17 protein-coding genes are annotated in these 15,672 nt (G+C 36.5%); 10 read left to right on the top strand and 7 right to left on the bottom strand.

Annotated features, from left to right (window positions below; genetic code table 11):
- Window positions 1-110: 110 nt before the first annotated feature.
- Window positions 111-509, bottom strand: a complete 399-nt coding sequence (locus ACFX4N_RS04515; protein WP_013056717.1) for a thiol-disulfide oxidoreductase DCC family protein — start codon at window positions 507-509, stop codon at window positions 111-113.
- A 149-nt stretch (window positions 510-658) separates the two neighbouring features.
- Here ACFX4N_RS04515 and ACFX4N_RS04510 point away from each other — a divergent pair, with 149 nt between their 5' ends.
- Together ACFX4N_RS04510 and ACFX4N_RS04505 are read left to right on the top strand one after the other, a co-directional pair.
- Window positions 659-1,225, top strand: coding sequence for an RNA polymerase sigma factor (locus ACFX4N_RS04510; protein WP_013056718.1), 567 nt, complete (start codon window positions 659-661; stop codon window positions 1,223-1,225).
- Window positions 1,222-1,983, top strand: a complete 762-nt coding sequence (locus ACFX4N_RS04505) for an anti-sigma factor (RefSeq protein WP_057273049.1) — start codon at window positions 1,222-1,224, stop codon at window positions 1,981-1,983. Before ACFX4N_RS04510 ends, ACFX4N_RS04505 begins: the two co-directional genes overlap by 4 nt.
- A gap of 42 nt (window positions 1,984-2,025) precedes the next feature.
- On the opposite strand, the gene ACFX4N_RS04500 is transcribed toward ACFX4N_RS04505, so the two are convergent.
- Window positions 2,026-2,460 (bottom strand): Hsp20/alpha crystallin family protein, encoded by a 435-nt coding sequence (locus ACFX4N_RS04500; RefSeq protein ID WP_013056720.1) that lies wholly within the window; start codon window positions 2,458-2,460, stop codon window positions 2,026-2,028.
- A 229-nt stretch (window positions 2,461-2,689) separates the two neighbouring features.
- On the opposite strand from ACFX4N_RS04500, the gene ACFX4N_RS04495 reads away from it, so the two are divergent.
- Together ACFX4N_RS04495 and ACFX4N_RS04490 are read left to right on the top strand one after the other, a co-directional pair.
- A complete protein-coding gene (locus ACFX4N_RS04495; RefSeq protein WP_013056721.1) occupies window positions 2,690-3,070 on the top strand; it encodes a replication termination protein in 381 nt (126 codons plus the stop codon).
- Window positions 3,071-3,444: 374 nt separating this feature from the next.
- Entirely contained in the window at window positions 3,445-3,723 is a 279-nt protein-coding gene (locus ACFX4N_RS04490) for an AbrB/MazE/SpoVT family DNA-binding domain-containing protein (protein WP_025752053.1), read from the top strand.
- Window positions 3,724-3,802: 79 nt separating this feature from the next.
- Here the strand turns inward: ACFX4N_RS04490 and ACFX4N_RS04485 are convergent, their stop codons facing one another.
- Window positions 3,803-5,176: an MATE family efflux transporter gene (locus ACFX4N_RS04485; protein ID WP_057273050.1), complete on the bottom strand. Its 1,374-nt coding sequence runs from the start codon at window positions 5,174-5,176 to the stop codon at window positions 3,803-3,805.
- Window positions 5,177-5,396: 220 nt separating this feature from the next.
- Between ACFX4N_RS04485 and ACFX4N_RS04480 the strand changes: the two genes are divergently transcribed.
- Window positions 5,397-6,149 carry an SDR family NAD(P)-dependent oxidoreductase gene (locus tag ACFX4N_RS04480; RefSeq protein ID WP_057273051.1) on the top strand — a complete coding sequence of 251 codons (753 nt, stop codon included), beginning with the start codon at window positions 5,397-5,399 and terminating at the stop codon, window positions 6,147-6,149.
- A 31-nt stretch (window positions 6,150-6,180) separates the two neighbouring features.
- Here ACFX4N_RS04480 and ACFX4N_RS04475 read toward each other — a convergent pair whose 3' ends face one another.
- Entirely contained in the window at window positions 6,181-7,692 is a 1,512-nt protein-coding gene (locus ACFX4N_RS04475) for a phytoene desaturase family protein (protein ID WP_029321365.1), read from the bottom strand.
- Window positions 7,693-7,828: 136 nt separating this feature from the next.
- On the opposite strand from ACFX4N_RS04475, the gene ACFX4N_RS04470 reads away from it, so the two are divergent.
- Both ACFX4N_RS04470 and ACFX4N_RS04465 read left to right on the top strand, forming a co-directional pair.
- Window positions 7,829-8,932, top strand: coding sequence for a glycosyltransferase family 2 protein (locus tag ACFX4N_RS04470; protein ID WP_057273052.1), 1,104 nt, complete (start codon window positions 7,829-7,831; stop codon window positions 8,930-8,932).
- Complete coding sequence (locus ACFX4N_RS04465) at window positions 8,875-9,393, top strand: glycosyl-4,4'-diaponeurosporenoate acyltransferase CrtO family protein (RefSeq protein WP_235567290.1); 519 nt, start codon at window positions 8,875-8,877, stop codon at window positions 9,391-9,393. Before ACFX4N_RS04470 ends, ACFX4N_RS04465 begins: the two co-directional genes overlap by 58 nt.
- On the opposite strand, the gene ACFX4N_RS04460 is transcribed toward ACFX4N_RS04465, so the two are convergent.
- A complete protein-coding gene (locus ACFX4N_RS04460) occupies window positions 9,390-9,842 on the bottom strand; it encodes a hypothetical protein (RefSeq protein ID WP_013056728.1) in 453 nt (150 codons plus the stop codon). The two genes, ACFX4N_RS04465 and ACFX4N_RS04460, sit on opposite strands and share 4 nt — an antisense overlap.
- A 669-nt stretch (window positions 9,843-10,511) precedes the next feature.
- On the opposite strand from ACFX4N_RS04460, the gene ltaS reads away from it, so the two are divergent.
- From ltaS to ACFX4N_RS04445, 3 genes are all read left to right on the top strand, one after another.
- Window positions 10,512-12,449, top strand: a complete 1,938-nt coding sequence (ltaS, locus tag ACFX4N_RS04455; protein WP_013056729.1) for a lipoteichoic acid synthase — start codon at window positions 10,512-10,514, stop codon at window positions 12,447-12,449.
- A 166-nt stretch (window positions 12,450-12,615) separates the two neighbouring features.
- The gene (locus ACFX4N_RS04450) at window positions 12,616-13,260 is read left to right on the top strand and encodes a 5-bromo-4-chloroindolyl phosphate hydrolysis family protein (RefSeq protein ID WP_013056730.1); all 645 of its coding nucleotides are present in this window, start codon (window positions 12,616-12,618) and stop codon (window positions 13,258-13,260) included.
- Window positions 13,261-13,284: 24 nt separating this feature from the next.
- Window positions 13,285-14,430 (top strand): toxic anion resistance protein, encoded by a 1,146-nt coding sequence (locus ACFX4N_RS04445; protein ID WP_013056731.1) that lies wholly within the window; start codon window positions 13,285-13,287, stop codon window positions 14,428-14,430.
- A 46-nt stretch (window positions 14,431-14,476) separates the two neighbouring features.
- Here the strand turns inward: ACFX4N_RS04445 and ACFX4N_RS04440 are convergent, their stop codons facing one another.
- A complete protein-coding gene (locus tag ACFX4N_RS04440) occupies window positions 14,477-15,052 on the bottom strand; it encodes a hypothetical protein (protein ID WP_029321371.1) in 576 nt (191 codons plus the stop codon).
- A 21-nt stretch (window positions 15,053-15,073) separates the two neighbouring features.
- The gene (locus tag ACFX4N_RS04435) at window positions 15,074-15,583 is read right to left on the bottom strand and encodes a hypothetical protein (protein ID WP_013056733.1); all 510 of its coding nucleotides are present in this window, start codon (window positions 15,581-15,583) and stop codon (window positions 15,074-15,076) included.
- Window positions 15,584-15,672: the final 89 nt, after the last annotated feature.

Raw genomic sequence — 15,672 nt, 5'->3', positions numbered from 1 at the left:
GCATTCTTTCATTAGAATGTTGAATCAGTTCGGATTTTTTAATGAATAGACTTCCTTAACATAAATATAGTCCTCTTTAGAACTGTTTTTTCTCTATGTCCCAAGCATTTTTAGTCATCAACAAACCGCTTTTTCGTATCAGAAGTTGGGAGCATGCAGTGCTGCTGTTTGCCAAACCACTTATATCGGTTGCGAGCGATCCAGTTGTATACTATATCTCGAATAGGTGCAGGAATGATAATGAAAGCATATAAAAATTTAACGGGTCCATCTAAGCGCTTGGCGATTTTTAAAGCAGCCGTTGATTTTACATATCTTTGGTTTCCATGAATATATACAATGCTGTCTAATTGCTCAGGAAGTAAGCCGTGAGAGGCTAGCTGCTGCTTTCCGAAATCTGATTGAAGAGAAGCGAAAGAAAACAAAGCTTGTTCATCATGTTTAATAATATATTGAACACTGCTATTACATAAATTACATATACCATCAAAAAGAATTAAATGTTTCATTGGACAATTTCGCTCCTATTCCATAAAAAAAGTATAATTACTTGTCATTTTTGAAAAATAAAGGTACTTTTAAAAGATGTGAAAGTGATCCGAATTCAAAGGTAATTCGATTATATAATAAGGACTCATAAGAGTTAAAGGAGAAGGGTATGAAAGAGCAAAACGACGTTGTCTTATACAATAGAATAAAAGAACGAGACAAAAAAGCCCTTGAACTGCTGTATGACAAGTATGAGCGAATTCTTTATTCGTTTGTATACCGGTTAACAAATAGCTCTGATATTGCTGAAGAAGCTGTTCAAGAAGTATTTATTAAGCTGTGGAGAGGAAAGGGAGTTTACAGCGATGGAAAAGGGAAGTTTTCATCATGGCTGTTTACGATTACAAGAAATACCGCGATTGATATTGTGAGAAAAAGAAAAACCGATCCTATTTTCTCAGAAGAGATTTTTGATTTTATTGAAGATGATCATCCTCAGATTGACGAGCAGCTTCAGTGGAAAGAAGAACAGCAGAGAGTACGGCACGCTGTATCAAAATTGTCTGAAGACCAAAAAAAGATTATTCAATCCGTTTATTTTAAGGGATTAACGCAGCAAAAAGTAGCAGAAGAGCAGCAAATCCCATTAGGAACAGTAAAGGGTAGGGTGCGATTAGCGTTGCGGAAATTAAAAACATATTTAGGTACTGATGCAGAAGGGAGAGCTGATTCATGAGTATGTGCAATAAACTAATTGATTACTATAATGATCAGTTGACTTCCCATGAGAAAAAAGAGTTTGAAATGCATTTGAAAAACTGTCAAAGCTGTCAAGAAGAACTAAGAGAACTGGAGGAAGTTCTTGGAGATCTAACGTATTTGACACCAGAACAATCTCCTCCGCCAGAAATGAAACAGCGAATACTTGCGAATGTATTCGAAGAAGATCAAGGGGAGACAAAGAGAGAACCAATAGCTTTAAAAAATGAAAAACAACATGCTGCGTCTAAGAAATCAAATAAAAAATCCATCATTATTGGATTAGCTGCGGCACTTCTTTTATCCCTTGCAGGAAACAGCTACTTTCTGTTGAAAGATGAAGACAAAGGCAAACAAGAACCAAATGTTTCGGTTGCTCCTCAAAACGAACCTCTTACATCTGAAAAAACAATGAAGCTGCAGGCAGAGCCGAACGTTTCTGGCGAAGCAACAGCATCTCTTACGAAAAAAGGTGGAAATTTAAATGTGGTCATTCAAGCGAATAACTTGAAAAACGTAAAGGGGAATGAAGTCTATCAGGTGTGGCTCATAAAAGGTGATAAGCCTCATCCGGCAGGTGCTTTTGTAACAGATAAAAATGGAAACGGGACAGTGGTCTATACGATGAGCCAAAAAGAACAGACTGAAAAGTGGGATGTTATGGCGATTACTTTAGAACCGAATGCGAATAATAAGACGCCAAAAGGAAACATTGTGTTAAGTTCAGCGCTCTAACAAAAACCCTTCTGCTAACAGAAGGGTTTTTGTTACGTGCAGTTAATCATCTTCAAATTGTATGGCAATGGTTTGATCATTTTCTATCTTATTCAGTCGAATTTCCAATAATCCATTTTTGTACTTAGCGCGAACTGGTTCGTCTGTGTAGTGAAAAGGAAGTTTGACCGTGCGAGAAAATATGCCTGTATGGCGTTCGTTGAGCTTTAACTTTTGTTTAGATGCTTCATAAGCATAAGGAACGTTTCCTTCAACTGTTAATATATTTGCGTCCAACTTGATTTGAATGTCGTTAGTTGAATGCAGTCCAGGAACCTCAACGACGATAATGCCTTCTTTATCGGTTTCATATAAGTCGACGTTTGGAAATCGCTTGGGCAAGATGTGATTTAAATCGCTCCAAAAGTGATTTCCAAGCATATCTTCTACCTTATGCTGAATCGAACCCCAATCAATCTCTTCATATTTTTTACTCAAAGGAACCCCTCCTTATATTCACGTAAATTCCTTCTATATATATGAAAAAAAGAAAATTCAATGCCTGCTTATAAAGAATGAGAAAAACACGTAAATAAGTGAAAAAATGTGAGAAAAAAAAGAGATTTTGAGTGAAAAAGAAGGATTATGTAGAATAAAAAAAGTATAATTACGTATAGAGCTTTCTATTATCCTGAATGAAAGCAAGTATGTGAAGGAGGAAGTTGAGATGAGAGAAAAGCGTACATCCAGTGGTTTTCTATTAAAACAACGTGCTTTCTTAAAATTATATATGATTACGATGACAGAACAAGAGCGTCTGTATGGCCTTCGGTTATTAGATGTGTTAAGAGATGAATTTCGACCTTTTGGGTTCAAACCTAATCATTCTGAAGTATACAAAGCTCTTCATGACTTGATTGAAGACGGTGTCCTCAAACAGGTGAAGCGTAAAAAAGAAGGAATGAAGCTTCAAGAAGTGGTTTATTATACATTTACAAATGAGGGAGAAGAGAAAGCTAAATTATATAAAAAACAATTAAAAGTAGAGCTGGAGCGGTGTGAAGCTATGATTCAAAAAGCTATTCGTGACAACTTCGGGTCCAAATGAACGTGTCTTTAGTTAGAAAAGACACGTTTTTTCTATAGCTGATTTTGTCGTCTTATGTCGGAATAAAAGTTATAAAATGGGTACAAAGTAGTGTAAAAGATGGATATATAGTTATATTATGGATAAAATACACACTTTTAACATATATGGATGAATTCGATTTTAAAGATTATGCACTATTCATAAATAGTGTACGAATTGATATGATACAAAGTGTATATAAATCTATTTAATGCGTTATTTGCCATATTTTAAGAACTTATAAACCGTTATCAGACCATCATTGAAGCATTTTGGTTTTAGCAACTCTGACGAATTTGACTAGATTTGTATCGAGAAGATATTATTTGTTTACTATGAAAGGAATGGATTTTATGAAGTCTACAGGAATTGTAAGAAAAGTAGATGAATTGGGTCGCGTAGTAATTCCTATTGAATTGCGCCGTATTTTAAATATCAACACAGGTGATCCAGTAGAAATATATGTTGATGAAGATATTATTATTTTACAAAAGTATAGCCCGTATGGTGCTTGCTTAGTAACTGGGGAAATTACGCGTGAAAACTTAACCTTTGGGAATGGAAACGTTGTGTTAAGTAAAAAAGGTGCGGAACAGCTTTTACAAGAGTTAGAGCGTACCTTAAATAAATAAGAAGTTTTAGTATAAGGAAGAATATCAATCCGTCTTTAAACTAAAAAAGAACGTTCTTTTGAGAACGTTCTTTTTTTGATTAAGCCGTTCGAGAAGATTTATTCTCCTCTAGCAGCTGCTTTTTTTGTATTTTTATCAAACGATACGCAAGTCCTGTTGCTCCTGCAGCAAGCCCCGCAATTAGTCCAATCCAATAGCCAAACGCCTGCAAATCGGTGTATTTTGCTAAAACAATGCCTAAAGGTAGACCAATTACCCAATAAGATACCAAGGACATTAAAAAGGTAACATTTACATCCTTATATCCTCGCAGAGCGCCTTGAATAGGAGCTTGAAGAGCATCAGAAAGCTGAAAGAAAATTGCATAAATCAAAAAATGAGAAGTTAATGCAAGTACATCTGCATCTTTTGTATACAAAGAAGCTACTGATTCTCGAAGAGTAAATAAAAGACCTGCGCAAACAAAAGCCATGCCAACAGCGATAGTTACACCGATCCTGCTATAGCTTCTTGCATCTTGATGACGCTTAGCACCCGCTTCAAATCCCACAACAATCGTTAAAGCCATAGAAATACTCAGCGGAATCATATAGAGAAATGAGGCAAAATTAATAGCTGCTTGGTGAGAAGCGATTGTAATGGTATTATACGAGCTCATAAACAGCGTGACGGCTGAAAAAATACTTGTTTCGAAAAAGACCGAAAAACCGATAGGTAAACCAATTTTTAATATTTCTTTCCAAGTAGAAAAAGAGATACGGTGAAATCTTTTAAATAAATCGAAGTTAGAAAAAGGTTCTTTTTTATGAATAATTACAATGGATACAATGAGTATGCACCAATACGTAACGGCAGTTGCATAACCAGAGCCTACTCCACCCAAGTGGGGGAAGCCCAGCTTACCGAAGATTAATACATAGTTTAAAGCTACATTAACCGGAAACCCTAAAATGGTGATAAGCATAGACGTACGAGTTTGCCCTAAAGCATCAATAAAGTTTCGTAAAACCGTATAAATAAAAAGCGGAATAATACCAAAAGATAAAGCAATTAAATACTGTTTGGCAATGCGCATTACGTTTGCTTCTAAATTCATCCCTTTTAAAATAGGATCAACAACAAAAAAACCGATTAAAATAATAACAACGGCCATTAAAATGGACACATAAAGCCCTTGAATGACGGAGAACGGAACCTTTTTCTTTTGATTAGCTCCGACAAGCTGTGCAACAATTGGCGTAATAGACATTAAAATCCCGCTTAGCCCTGTAAAAACAGGTACCCATAAGCTTGAACCAATTGCTACCCCTGCCAAGTCATCTGCACTTACCCTTCCTGACATCATCGTATCAAAAAAAGTCATTGAAAACATTCCAAACTGGGTGACCAATATCGGAAATAAAATAAAAACGAACTGCTTAACTTTTTGAGATGTTGAAAACGTTTGTTGCATTAAAAAACCCCCAATTTGAAAACATTTACACCAAAAAGCATTATATCACGCCGTGGCTTGTTTTTGCTAAGAGTTCTGACAATAAATTCAAAGAATGTATCCATAAAACGCAGCGATTTAAAAGGAATAAAAAGGTAAAACAGTATATGATTTTAATTTTGACATGCAGTGAGCTATGATAGAAAGTATAGTAATTATCATTTAACGTGGAGGGATACGTGTGGATTTACAGTTGCAAAGTAAAAATGTACTTATTACCGGCGGGTCAAAAGGAATTGGGAAGGCTATTGCTGCTTTGTTTATTCAAGAAGGAGCAAATGTTGGAATTGCGGCAAGAGGAGAGGAAGCGTTACAGGATGCACAGTCAGAATTAGAAAACGTGCGTACATATACAGCAGACCTAACAAACGAATCAGACAGAGTTGCATTAATTGAGAAGTTCATTAGCGACTTCGGAAGCATTGATATTTTAATTAATAACGCTGGAGGAAGTAATGGAAGCACTGCGATGGAAACAGATTTATCCCTTTTCAAAGAAGCGATGGAGCTTAACTACTTTTCAGCTATCCACTTGAGCAAGCTAGCAGCGGCGCATATGACAAAAGATGCGGCAATCGTTAATGTTACGTCTATTTTCGGAAGGGAAAGTGGAGGGAAAGTCACGTACAATAACGCAAAAGCAGCGCTTATCAGCTTTACAAAGTCGTTTGCAGATGAAATGATTTCTAAAGGAATTCGTGTAAATGGAGTAGCGCCGGGAAGCATTTTGCATGAAACGGGTAATTGGAAAAAAAGAATGGATGAAAATCCGGAAAAGATTAAGCAGTTTGTTGAAAATGAAATACCAGCAGGGCGCTTTGGAGAGCCGGAAGAAGTGGCAAACGCCGTTGTTTTTTTAGCATCGTCTCAAGCTTCATGGATAGTGGGTGCGACGTTAAACGTAGACGGTGGACAGTCAAAAATGAACTTTTAAAAAAAGTGCAGGAATTTCCTGCACTTTTTCATTATCCAATATCTTTTTGCATACGAGGAATCTGAAAATCTTCATTAATTGCGTCCGCTGTAAGCTGACCTGATAATGTCACCATTGGCACGCCGCCTCCAGGGTGTGTAGAGCCGCCCACAAAATAAAGGTTAGAAAGAAGCTGACTTCTTGCCGGAATTTTAAAACCTCCATTTTTCTTACGGTCAGTTGCTACGCCATAAATGGACCCGCCGTTAGCACCGTAAAGCTCTTGGATATCATTAGGAGTAAACGTATATTCAAACTCAATGCTTGAACGTAAGTCTTCTAATCCCATTGCCTCAAGCTTTTTCAATACGACATCACGGTAGCGGTCTTTTAATGCAGCCCAGTCGTCGCCTTCTTTTAAAGGAGGTACATGAGTAAGAACGAACAGGTTTTCTTTTCCTTCAGGAGCTTGCGTAGGGTCTGATTTAGACGATACGCCAATGTAAATTGTCGGATCCATGGCTACTTGACCTTTGTTAAAGATTGTATCAAACTCTTCTTTCTGATCCTTTGAGAAGAAGAAATTATGATGTTGAAGCTGCTTGTACTGTTTGTTAACCCCTAATAAAAGAACAAGGCCAGAAACAGTAGGTTCAAATTTTGCAAGCTGCTGAGTTTGTTTAGCTGCTTGCGCATGATTTTTTAATAAATAGCGGTAAGTTGGAATTGCTTCTAGATTAGATACCACAATATCTGCTGATAGATTCTCGCCATTTTCTAGTGTAATTCCAGTTGCCTTTGCTCCGCTTGTTGTGATTTCTTTTACCGGCGTATTTAGATGTACAGTGACGCCAAGTTCTTGAAGGAGCTTATCCATCGCTTCAGCAATTTTGTACATTCCGCCTTTTACGTAATAAATACCTAATCCTAGCTGAACGTGAGCAAGCTGTGTTAATACAGCCGGTGCATGATAAGGAGAAGAGCCGATGTACATAATTAAAAAATTAAACAATTGACGCAAATGTTTGTTTGAAAAATATTTGCGTGTAGTAGCATCCATAGATCTCATTGGATCCATTTGAAGCAGTTCTTTTACCGTGTGCATCGTTCGTAAATCGTGCAGTCCAGATAAACTTTTTTTATAAAAACTTTTTAAGTTCGATTCGTACATTTTATTTGCATAAGATAAATAGTCAAAAAAACCTTCAATGTCTTCTGGAGCAAGTTCTTGAAGCTGCTGAAGCATGCGAGGAAGGTCACTGGTCAAATCAATTTGTGTTCCATCTTGGAAAAAAGTTCTCCACTGAGGCTCAATTCGTTCTATTGTCAAGTAGTCGTGGATATTGCGGCCTGCACTGTCAAACAGCTGCTCTAGCACCCACGGCATTGTTAAAATAGAAGGTCCCGTATCGAAAGAAAACCCTTTGCCGCTGCGAATATTTAACTTACCGCCAATTCGCTCGCTTTTTTCAACGACTGTTACATCATATCCATCAGCTGACAGACGAATAGCAGCTGACAGACCACCTAAACCTGCGCCTACAACAATTACTTTCTTTTTCATCTTTTTCCTCCTTATAAAACAAAAGCGAGTTGTCAACAATGTGTATAAAATGACTTCACGCAAAATAAAAATAGGTCTACAACTTTTTATTTTGTCCAGTTCGCTAATTTTCATACGTGAAGGAAAGGAGAAAAGGATGTCTTTTTTACTGGTTGCTCTTGTCTTGACAGGTACGCTTGTCATCACTATCCCTACATTTAAACGTGTAAAAATAGTAAGAAACGATATGTCATGTTTGTCCATTATTATTCCAGCTAGAAATGAAGAAAGAAACCTTACCTTTTTATTGCAGTCACTCCAGTTACGGAACGCTGACTTTGAAGTGATTGTTGTAGATGACAACTCAACAGATAATACTGAGAGGGTAGCCAAAGCATTTGGCGTAAAAGTAGTGCACCCTGGCGCACTTCCAGCTGGGTGGCTAGGAAAGTCATGGGCATGCTGGAATGGAGCACGAGAAGCAAAAGGCTCGGTGCTTTTGTTTTTAGATGCTGATATTACAGTAGAGAAAGACGGAATTGAAAAAGTATTTTTCTATTATCAACAGCAAGGGGGCGTGCTGTCGGTTCATCCTTATCATCTTGTTAAGAGGCCTTATGAAATGTTTTCTGCTTTATTTCACTATGTTACGTTTGCATCGATTGGCGCGTTTCACCCCTTTAAAAATTGGAAAAGTCCTTCTGTCGGTTTCGGGCAGTGCTTGCTTTGCAGCGCAGCCTCCTACTTTCAAAGCGGAGGCCACGAAGGGATAAAAAAAGAAGTGGTTGAAAATATGGCGCTGGTTGAGAAAATGAACAATCAAGGTGAATTTATTACGTGTATGAGTGGACAGGGAGCTCTTTCCATGCGCATGTATCCAAATGGTATGAAAAGCCTTATAAGAGGGTGGAGTAAAAGTTTTGCTTCAGGTGCGGGGAAAACGGAAGCCATTTATTTATTTCTAGTAAGTTTGTGGCTTACTAGCATGATTAATTATGTCCTTTTTTTACCTACTCTATGGAATCAACATGCAGGCTTGGCAATTAGCAGCTATGTTTGCTATGTAAGTCTCTTATTTAATAGCTTAAGAAAAATAGGTTCGTTTCCTTTTTTTTCTTTGTGCTTATTTCCTATTCATGTGCTGTTTTTTCTGGGTCTATTCGTATGGTCTTTCATCCAAACAGCAGTGAGAAAGCAAGTTAAATGGAAAGAACGCAGCATATCTATAGAAGAAGAAAAAAAGAAGAAAGTGATAAAATGACAGGTGCTCAGCTCTTAATTAATATCATGGCATGGTTTGTGATTCACATGTTGATCGCCTACAGATGCACAAAAATTTCTCCCTTTTATTTAAAGAAGGACCTTGCGCTGTTTAAGGTTCAAAGCTGGGAAACAGTTGGGCTATATAAAAAATTCGGGGTACACCGATGGAAACCGTGGCTTCCTGATGGAGGAAAGCTATTTAAACGAGGATTTTATAAAAAGAAATGGGAGAGTAGAACGAAGGAATATGCACAGCTTTTTTTAATTGAAACAAATCGAGCAGAGTTAACTCACTGGATCAGCATACTTCCTTCTATTCTTTTTTTTATATGGAACTCTCCTTCTGTAGGTGTTTGGATGGTTATTTATGCGATTGTTGCAAACGTACCGTTTATTTTGGTTCAACGATATAATCGAATACGAATTCATCAAGTCGTTTTGAAACTCAAACGAAATTAATTCACGTGCCTTTGGCTCCGAGTAGGGGCCTCGGTTTTTATTTTTTTCTCCTTATTCGAAGACAATAACTTCTTGGATAAAAGAAAAAAAGAAGCAAAGGCGATATAAATACTAAAAAAGACTAAAAACCCCCATAAACCTGCTATGGCATCATCAAATTCCATATTGCCCCGGGTGGTAATTCCTTGCTGAATTTCAATGGCAAAAACTAAGACAAGCATAACGGTAAGGGTATAGATAAAAGAAATAGCTGTAATACTAAATTTCCACTTTGACAATAATTTAAAGATCATATAAACGCTTAAAAACGTGAGCAGTCCAATAATACCAATAATCCAGAAGTGAAGTTCTTTATCTGAAAGAGAAAATCCTAGTAAATAAAAAATATAAATTAATCCGTCGTGCAATACATTAATAATATTTGTAATGAAAACAATACATTCTTTCATTTTTTCTCCTTTATAAAAATGTAAGACGTTTAAACTTCTAGGTATACAAGCATGCATAGCCCGTACTAATTCCAATTTTATATAAAAAATGCACTTTCTAGATCAGATGTTAAAGAGATCTGAAATTTCAAATAATATTTATAATTTATATTATAAACAAAAAGGTAAAAAAATAAAAATTTTCGATGCAAACTGACACATTTTTTTCAAATTTAAAGAAAGAAATAACTCAAAATATGTGGTTTACTGTAGAAAGAAAAGAAAATAAGAGGTATTGATATAACAAATATTCACAAGTACTTTTATGCATTCTCTTGTAAAGGAGAAGGAAAACTAAGGCAAGTGTTAAATTTATATGTATAGTGGACAAAATAAAAAATAAATATAAAATAGTGAAACTTAAAGAGAAGTTGTCCGTATTAAATAGTGAGAAGAAAAAAGCACAGAAAACATTTGTGTTTGAAAGCCGATAGAGCTGGGAATAAGAAAGTAGTTATTTTCTCACGTTTGGTGAAAATTATACGTAGCGGTGTTGACAATTTTTTTAAAAGAGTTAAAATGTGAAAGAACAGATTAGCTCTCTTACATTTTTTGTAAGAGAGATTTCTTTTTACATTTACTATAAAAATAAAAGTGAGCTTAAATTTCAATAGAGACAGAGGTGGGAATATGAAACAGCTCATGACAAACGGTAAAAATATTTTTTCGAAACAGCTGCCGTTATTTCTAATTGCAGTTTTGTTGTTCTGGATTAAAACGTATACCGTTTATCGTATCGAATTTAACTTAGGGTTAGATAATTTTATGCAAAAGTTCTTACTTTTCATAAACCCAATTGGTTCGGCAATTTTCTTTTTTGCCATTGCACTACTATTTAAAGGGCGCGGAAAAGTACGAGCACTGCTTGGAATGAATTTTTTACTTTCATTCATCCTGTACGCAAATGTAGTATACTATCGCTTCTTTAATGATTTTATTACTGTTCCTGTATTGACTCAGTCAAACAACTTTGGTCAATTAGGCGGCAGTGCCATGGCTTTAATTAGCCCAACTGATATTTTATACTTCACAGATTTCTTTATTCTTTTAGTTTTAGTACTATGGAAAAAAGTTGACTTACCAGCAACAATTAGTCGACGTACTGTGACAGGTGTATTTTTATCAGGGATTTTATTCTTAAGTGCCAACATCGCACTAGCGGAAATGGATCGTCCTCAACTATTAACAAGAACATTTGACCGCAACTATTTAGTAAAATATTTAGGAACGTATAACTATACGATCTATGACATCATCCAGAGCTCGAAATCTTCAGCACAGCGCGCGTTAGCAGATAGCAGTGATGTGGCTGAGGTAGAGAACTATGCAAAAGCAACATATGCTGAGCCGAACAAAGAATATTTCGGTCAAGCAAAAGGCAAAAACGTCATCTATATTTCATTAGAGTCACTTCAGTCATTTATGATTGGTTATAAGTTAAATGGTGAAGAAGTAACGCCATTCTTAAATTCACTATTAAAAGATCAGAACACAATGTATTTCGATAACTTCTTCCATCAAACAGGGCAAGGTAAAACGTCAGATGCTGAATTCATGATGGAGAACTCATTATTCGGCTTACCTCAAGGTTCTGTATTTACAACAAAAGCAAATAACACCTATCAGTCGCTATCTGGTATTCTAGATCAGCAAGGCTATACAACATCTGTGTTCCACGGAAATGGAAAATCGTTCTGGAACCGTGATGAAATGTATAAATCAATGGGTGTAGAAAAATTCTTTGATTCAGCTTATTACAATATGTCAGACGAAGATACGCTGAACTATGGTTTAAAAGATAAACCATTCTTTAAAGAATCAATGCCGTACCTAAAAGGCTTAAAGCAGCCATTTAGCGCGAAGTTCATTACGTTATCAAACCACTTCCCTTATCCGCTAGATAAGGAAGACCAAACGATTGGACCTCACAATACGGGAGATAAGTCAGTTGACCAATACTTCCAAACGGCTCGTTATTTAGATGAATCAATCAAGCAATTCTTTGAGGATTTACAGGCCTCTGGTTTAGCAGACAATACGATGGTCGTGATGTACGGTGACCACTACGGTATTTCTGAAAACCATAAGCGTGCAATGGGCAAAGTAATGGGTAAAAACATCAATGATTTTGAACAAGCTCAACTGCAGCGCGTACCATTATTTATTACTTCACCAGGCCTTAAAGGCGGCGTAAATCATACGTATGGCGGAGACGTAGATGTTCGTCCAACAGTGATGCATTTATTAGGTCTTGATACAAAAGACTATATTGACTTTGGTACAGACTTATTATCAAAAGAACATCAGCAAGTTGTACCTTTCCGTAACGGTGACTTTGTTACACCTAAGGTAACAAAAGTTGATCAGAAAGTGTATGACAACGCAACGGGCAAGCAGCTTTCAGATAAGGAAGCGAAACAGTATGATAAGTATGATGAACTAGTTAAGAAAAAGCTAGAACTATCAGATAAACTTGTTTACGGAGATTTACTCCGCTTTCATACACCAGAAGGGTTCAAACCAATTGAACGTTCGAAGTATGATTACAACAAGCGCGAAGATCAATAAAAAACAGGCAGCTTTTAATAGCTGCCTGTTTTTTTGTTTTATGAAACCTTTAAAGGTTTTATCCGTATATAAATTATAACAGTAATCGTTTTAAGAGACGGGAAGACAATGGTATAATATGTATACGTTTAAAAGTTCGGTCACATTTGAGATAGGAGTGAAAGCGATGAAAGTCGTTCGAATCATAAAAAAGATTCTTGCCATTTGGGTAACAGGAGCAGTAGCCGTTCCGGTCAGCTATTTTGGATTTAGTACCACGATGATTCAATCCTTTGGCATTAGTATAGGAGTAATGGTCGTGACGAGCCTGTTTTTTATTATGAGCAGTGCTCGACGTCATTATCAAAATCCGTATAGAGAAGAAATTGCATACGTTCGTCATCAAGTAAAAGAGGCAAAAAAGCAATTAAGAACCATTGGAAGCTATCGTTTTAAAATTCGGTCTGTTCATATGTGGACAGAACTTTCTAAACTATACAAAGTAGGTAAAAGCATCATTGAAATGGTAGAAAAAGAGCCCGCACGATATAAAGATGTTCAGCCCTTTTTTACGAACTACTTACAATCAACGGTTACCGTCATTGAAAGGTATATGTTTTTATTATCAAAACCAACAAAAAGCATAGAAGTAAAAGAAAGTCTTCATGAAGCGGAAGACATGCTGCGCGGGTTATCAGGGAAGTATGAGCATTTATTAACAAGTGCTCTTTCACAAGATAAGCTGACGTTAGATGTAGAGCTTAAAGTGCTAAAACAAGCATTTGAAGAGGAGCAGCCGTATATACCGACAGCTACTAATCGCACAAAGTAACGTAAATGCAAAGGATGGGATTTTATGATGAAAGAATATAATCAAAATCAATCGTTAGATGCGCTGCTTGATGATCCTTTTGCGTCGCCTACCCCGCAGGTACAATCGGACTCTCGCGCTGCAAAAAGAAACACATACGATGATTTGACACCGGAATATCAGGAAAAAGCACAGAAAATCGCAAATCAAATTGATTATAAAAATCAGCAGGCTATCTTACAGTACGGGGTAGCAGCTCAGTCAGAACTATCTCAGTTTTCTCAATCTGTACTACAGCATGTTCAAACGAAAGATACGGGACCAGTAGGAGACGTTATAGGAGATTTAATGAGTAAGATTCGCCAAGTGAATCCCGATGATTTTTCTGCAAAGAAAAAAGGAGTCATCGGTCGATTATTTTCAGGAGTCTCTAGGCCTATTCAAAATTTATTAACAAAATATCAAAGCATTAATGTTGAAATTGATAAAATTGCAGATAAGTTAGAGCGCTCAAAACAAATGCTGTATCGAGACATTACGATGCTAGATAGCTTATATGATAAAAATAAACAGTTTTACGAGGCGCTTAACGTCTACATTGCAGCGGCAGAATACAAGTTAGTGGCGCTGCAGAATGAAACGCTGCCCCAGCTTCAGCAAACAGCATCTCAAAAAAATGACTACTTGATGGCTCAGGAGGTCAATGATTTAAATCAATTTATCAATAGGCTAGAAAAACGAGTGCATGATTTAAAACTGAGCCGTCAAATTGCCATTCAAAGTGCACCGCAGATTCGATTAATTCAAGAAGTCAATCAGACCCTTGTGGAAAAAATTCAAAGCTCTATTTTAACAGCTATTCCACTTTGGAAAAATCAAGTAGTAATCGCAACCACTTTATTACGCCAAAAGAAAGCAATGGAAGCCCAAAAGCAAGTATCTAAGACAACAAACGACTTGCTTACTAAAAATTCAGAGCTGCTCAAGCAGAATACGATTGAAGTAGCTCGTGAAAACGAGGCGGGGATTGTCGATATCGAAACATTGAAAAAAACGCAGTCCGATTTGATTACCACGTTAGAAGAAGTGCTAAAGATACAAGAAGAAGGACGTACGAAGCGTACCGAGGCAGAATCAGAGCTGTATCAAATGGAAAAAGATTTAAAAACTAAACTATTAGATATGAAATAAAGAAAAAGTCGGTTTACACACTTTGTAAACCGACTTTTTCTCTGTTTTATGCATTTTGAAGCGTTCTCGCCATTTCTAAAAACGGAGTTAAATCTCTTTCAGATTTAGGAGCAAAGATCGTTAACCGGAAAGTAGGGTGTTGATTTTGCTTTCGAACGAGAAAACCGTATGCGTTACTTTTATCATCTGATGCTTTGTACGCAGCTTCTATCTCTAAGTTATGGTGAATGAGGTGCGTATCAAGGGAAGCCACTTCTGAAAAGCCAGCTCTTAAAATTTCTTTTGTTTCTTTATTGAGCTCCTCTACACTTTTATTTGAGGGAAACACTTCAATCCGCATCCACAAAGCATCATTTTTTTTGTTGTAAATGACATCTTTTCGGGGCTCTTCTTCTGTAAACTCGTATCCTTCTAGTACGTAAAGCGTATAGTTTTGATTGATGCTTCTTTTAAGATAACCCACATCTGTTCTACTGCTTCCTTTGTAAGGATAGGTGAATTCTTGCTGTGGCAAGCGTTCTTTTGGAATTTCTTCCTGTGTGTTAATAAGCTCTTCACGAAAAGCAGTTGAGCAGCCACTCATCAAACATATAAAGCAAACAAGAAATATCTTTTTTTTCATAGCTGGCTTCCTTATCTATTTTCATTCATGCGTTTTTACTGAGTTAACAATTGAAATTAACTTTTTTTCATCATCAGAATTTTTAGCTGTAACCATCGTGATTTTTAAAGGAGGGTGCCCCTTTGTTTCTCTTAGTACATATAGCTTTGCCGTTTCTTTTTTACTCCCGGATATAGATGCAAATACAACGGGTTGAATAAATAGGGATGTAGAAGAAATTTTTAACGATTTTCCAAACTGGTCATCAAACAATTCTTTTGAATGATCTAGATATGATTTGCTTGTACTTTCTTTCCCGGAAAGGACTTCAATTCGCATCCACGTATAGGGAGTCTTGGTTGAAAAAAGAATATCTTTTCCATCCTCTTCTTTTTGAAGCGTATATTCATTGGGCAATGAAAGAGAATATCCTTGTTCGCTTACGGTGAGCTGCTGATGTTTTTCATTGCTTTCACTGACTGCTTTAACAGAAGGCAGTATAACTATGGTTGCGCTTATCATTAACAGAAGCGCTAAATAAAATTTTCGCATGTATATATCTCCTATTCAAAACGCTAGACAGCGTGTAGTTACTATATAAAAATGTTTTCGGCATGTTAGAACCCGTAGGTTTATTTTTG

Origin of the sequence: Priestia sp. YIM B13551 (assembly GCF_042787905.1) — a bacterium.
Lineage (GTDB): Bacteria > Bacillota > Bacilli > Bacillales > Bacillaceae_H > Priestia.
The sequence above is the reverse complement of the archived record's forward strand: the minus strand, read 5'-3'. Positions and strand labels throughout refer to the sequence as shown.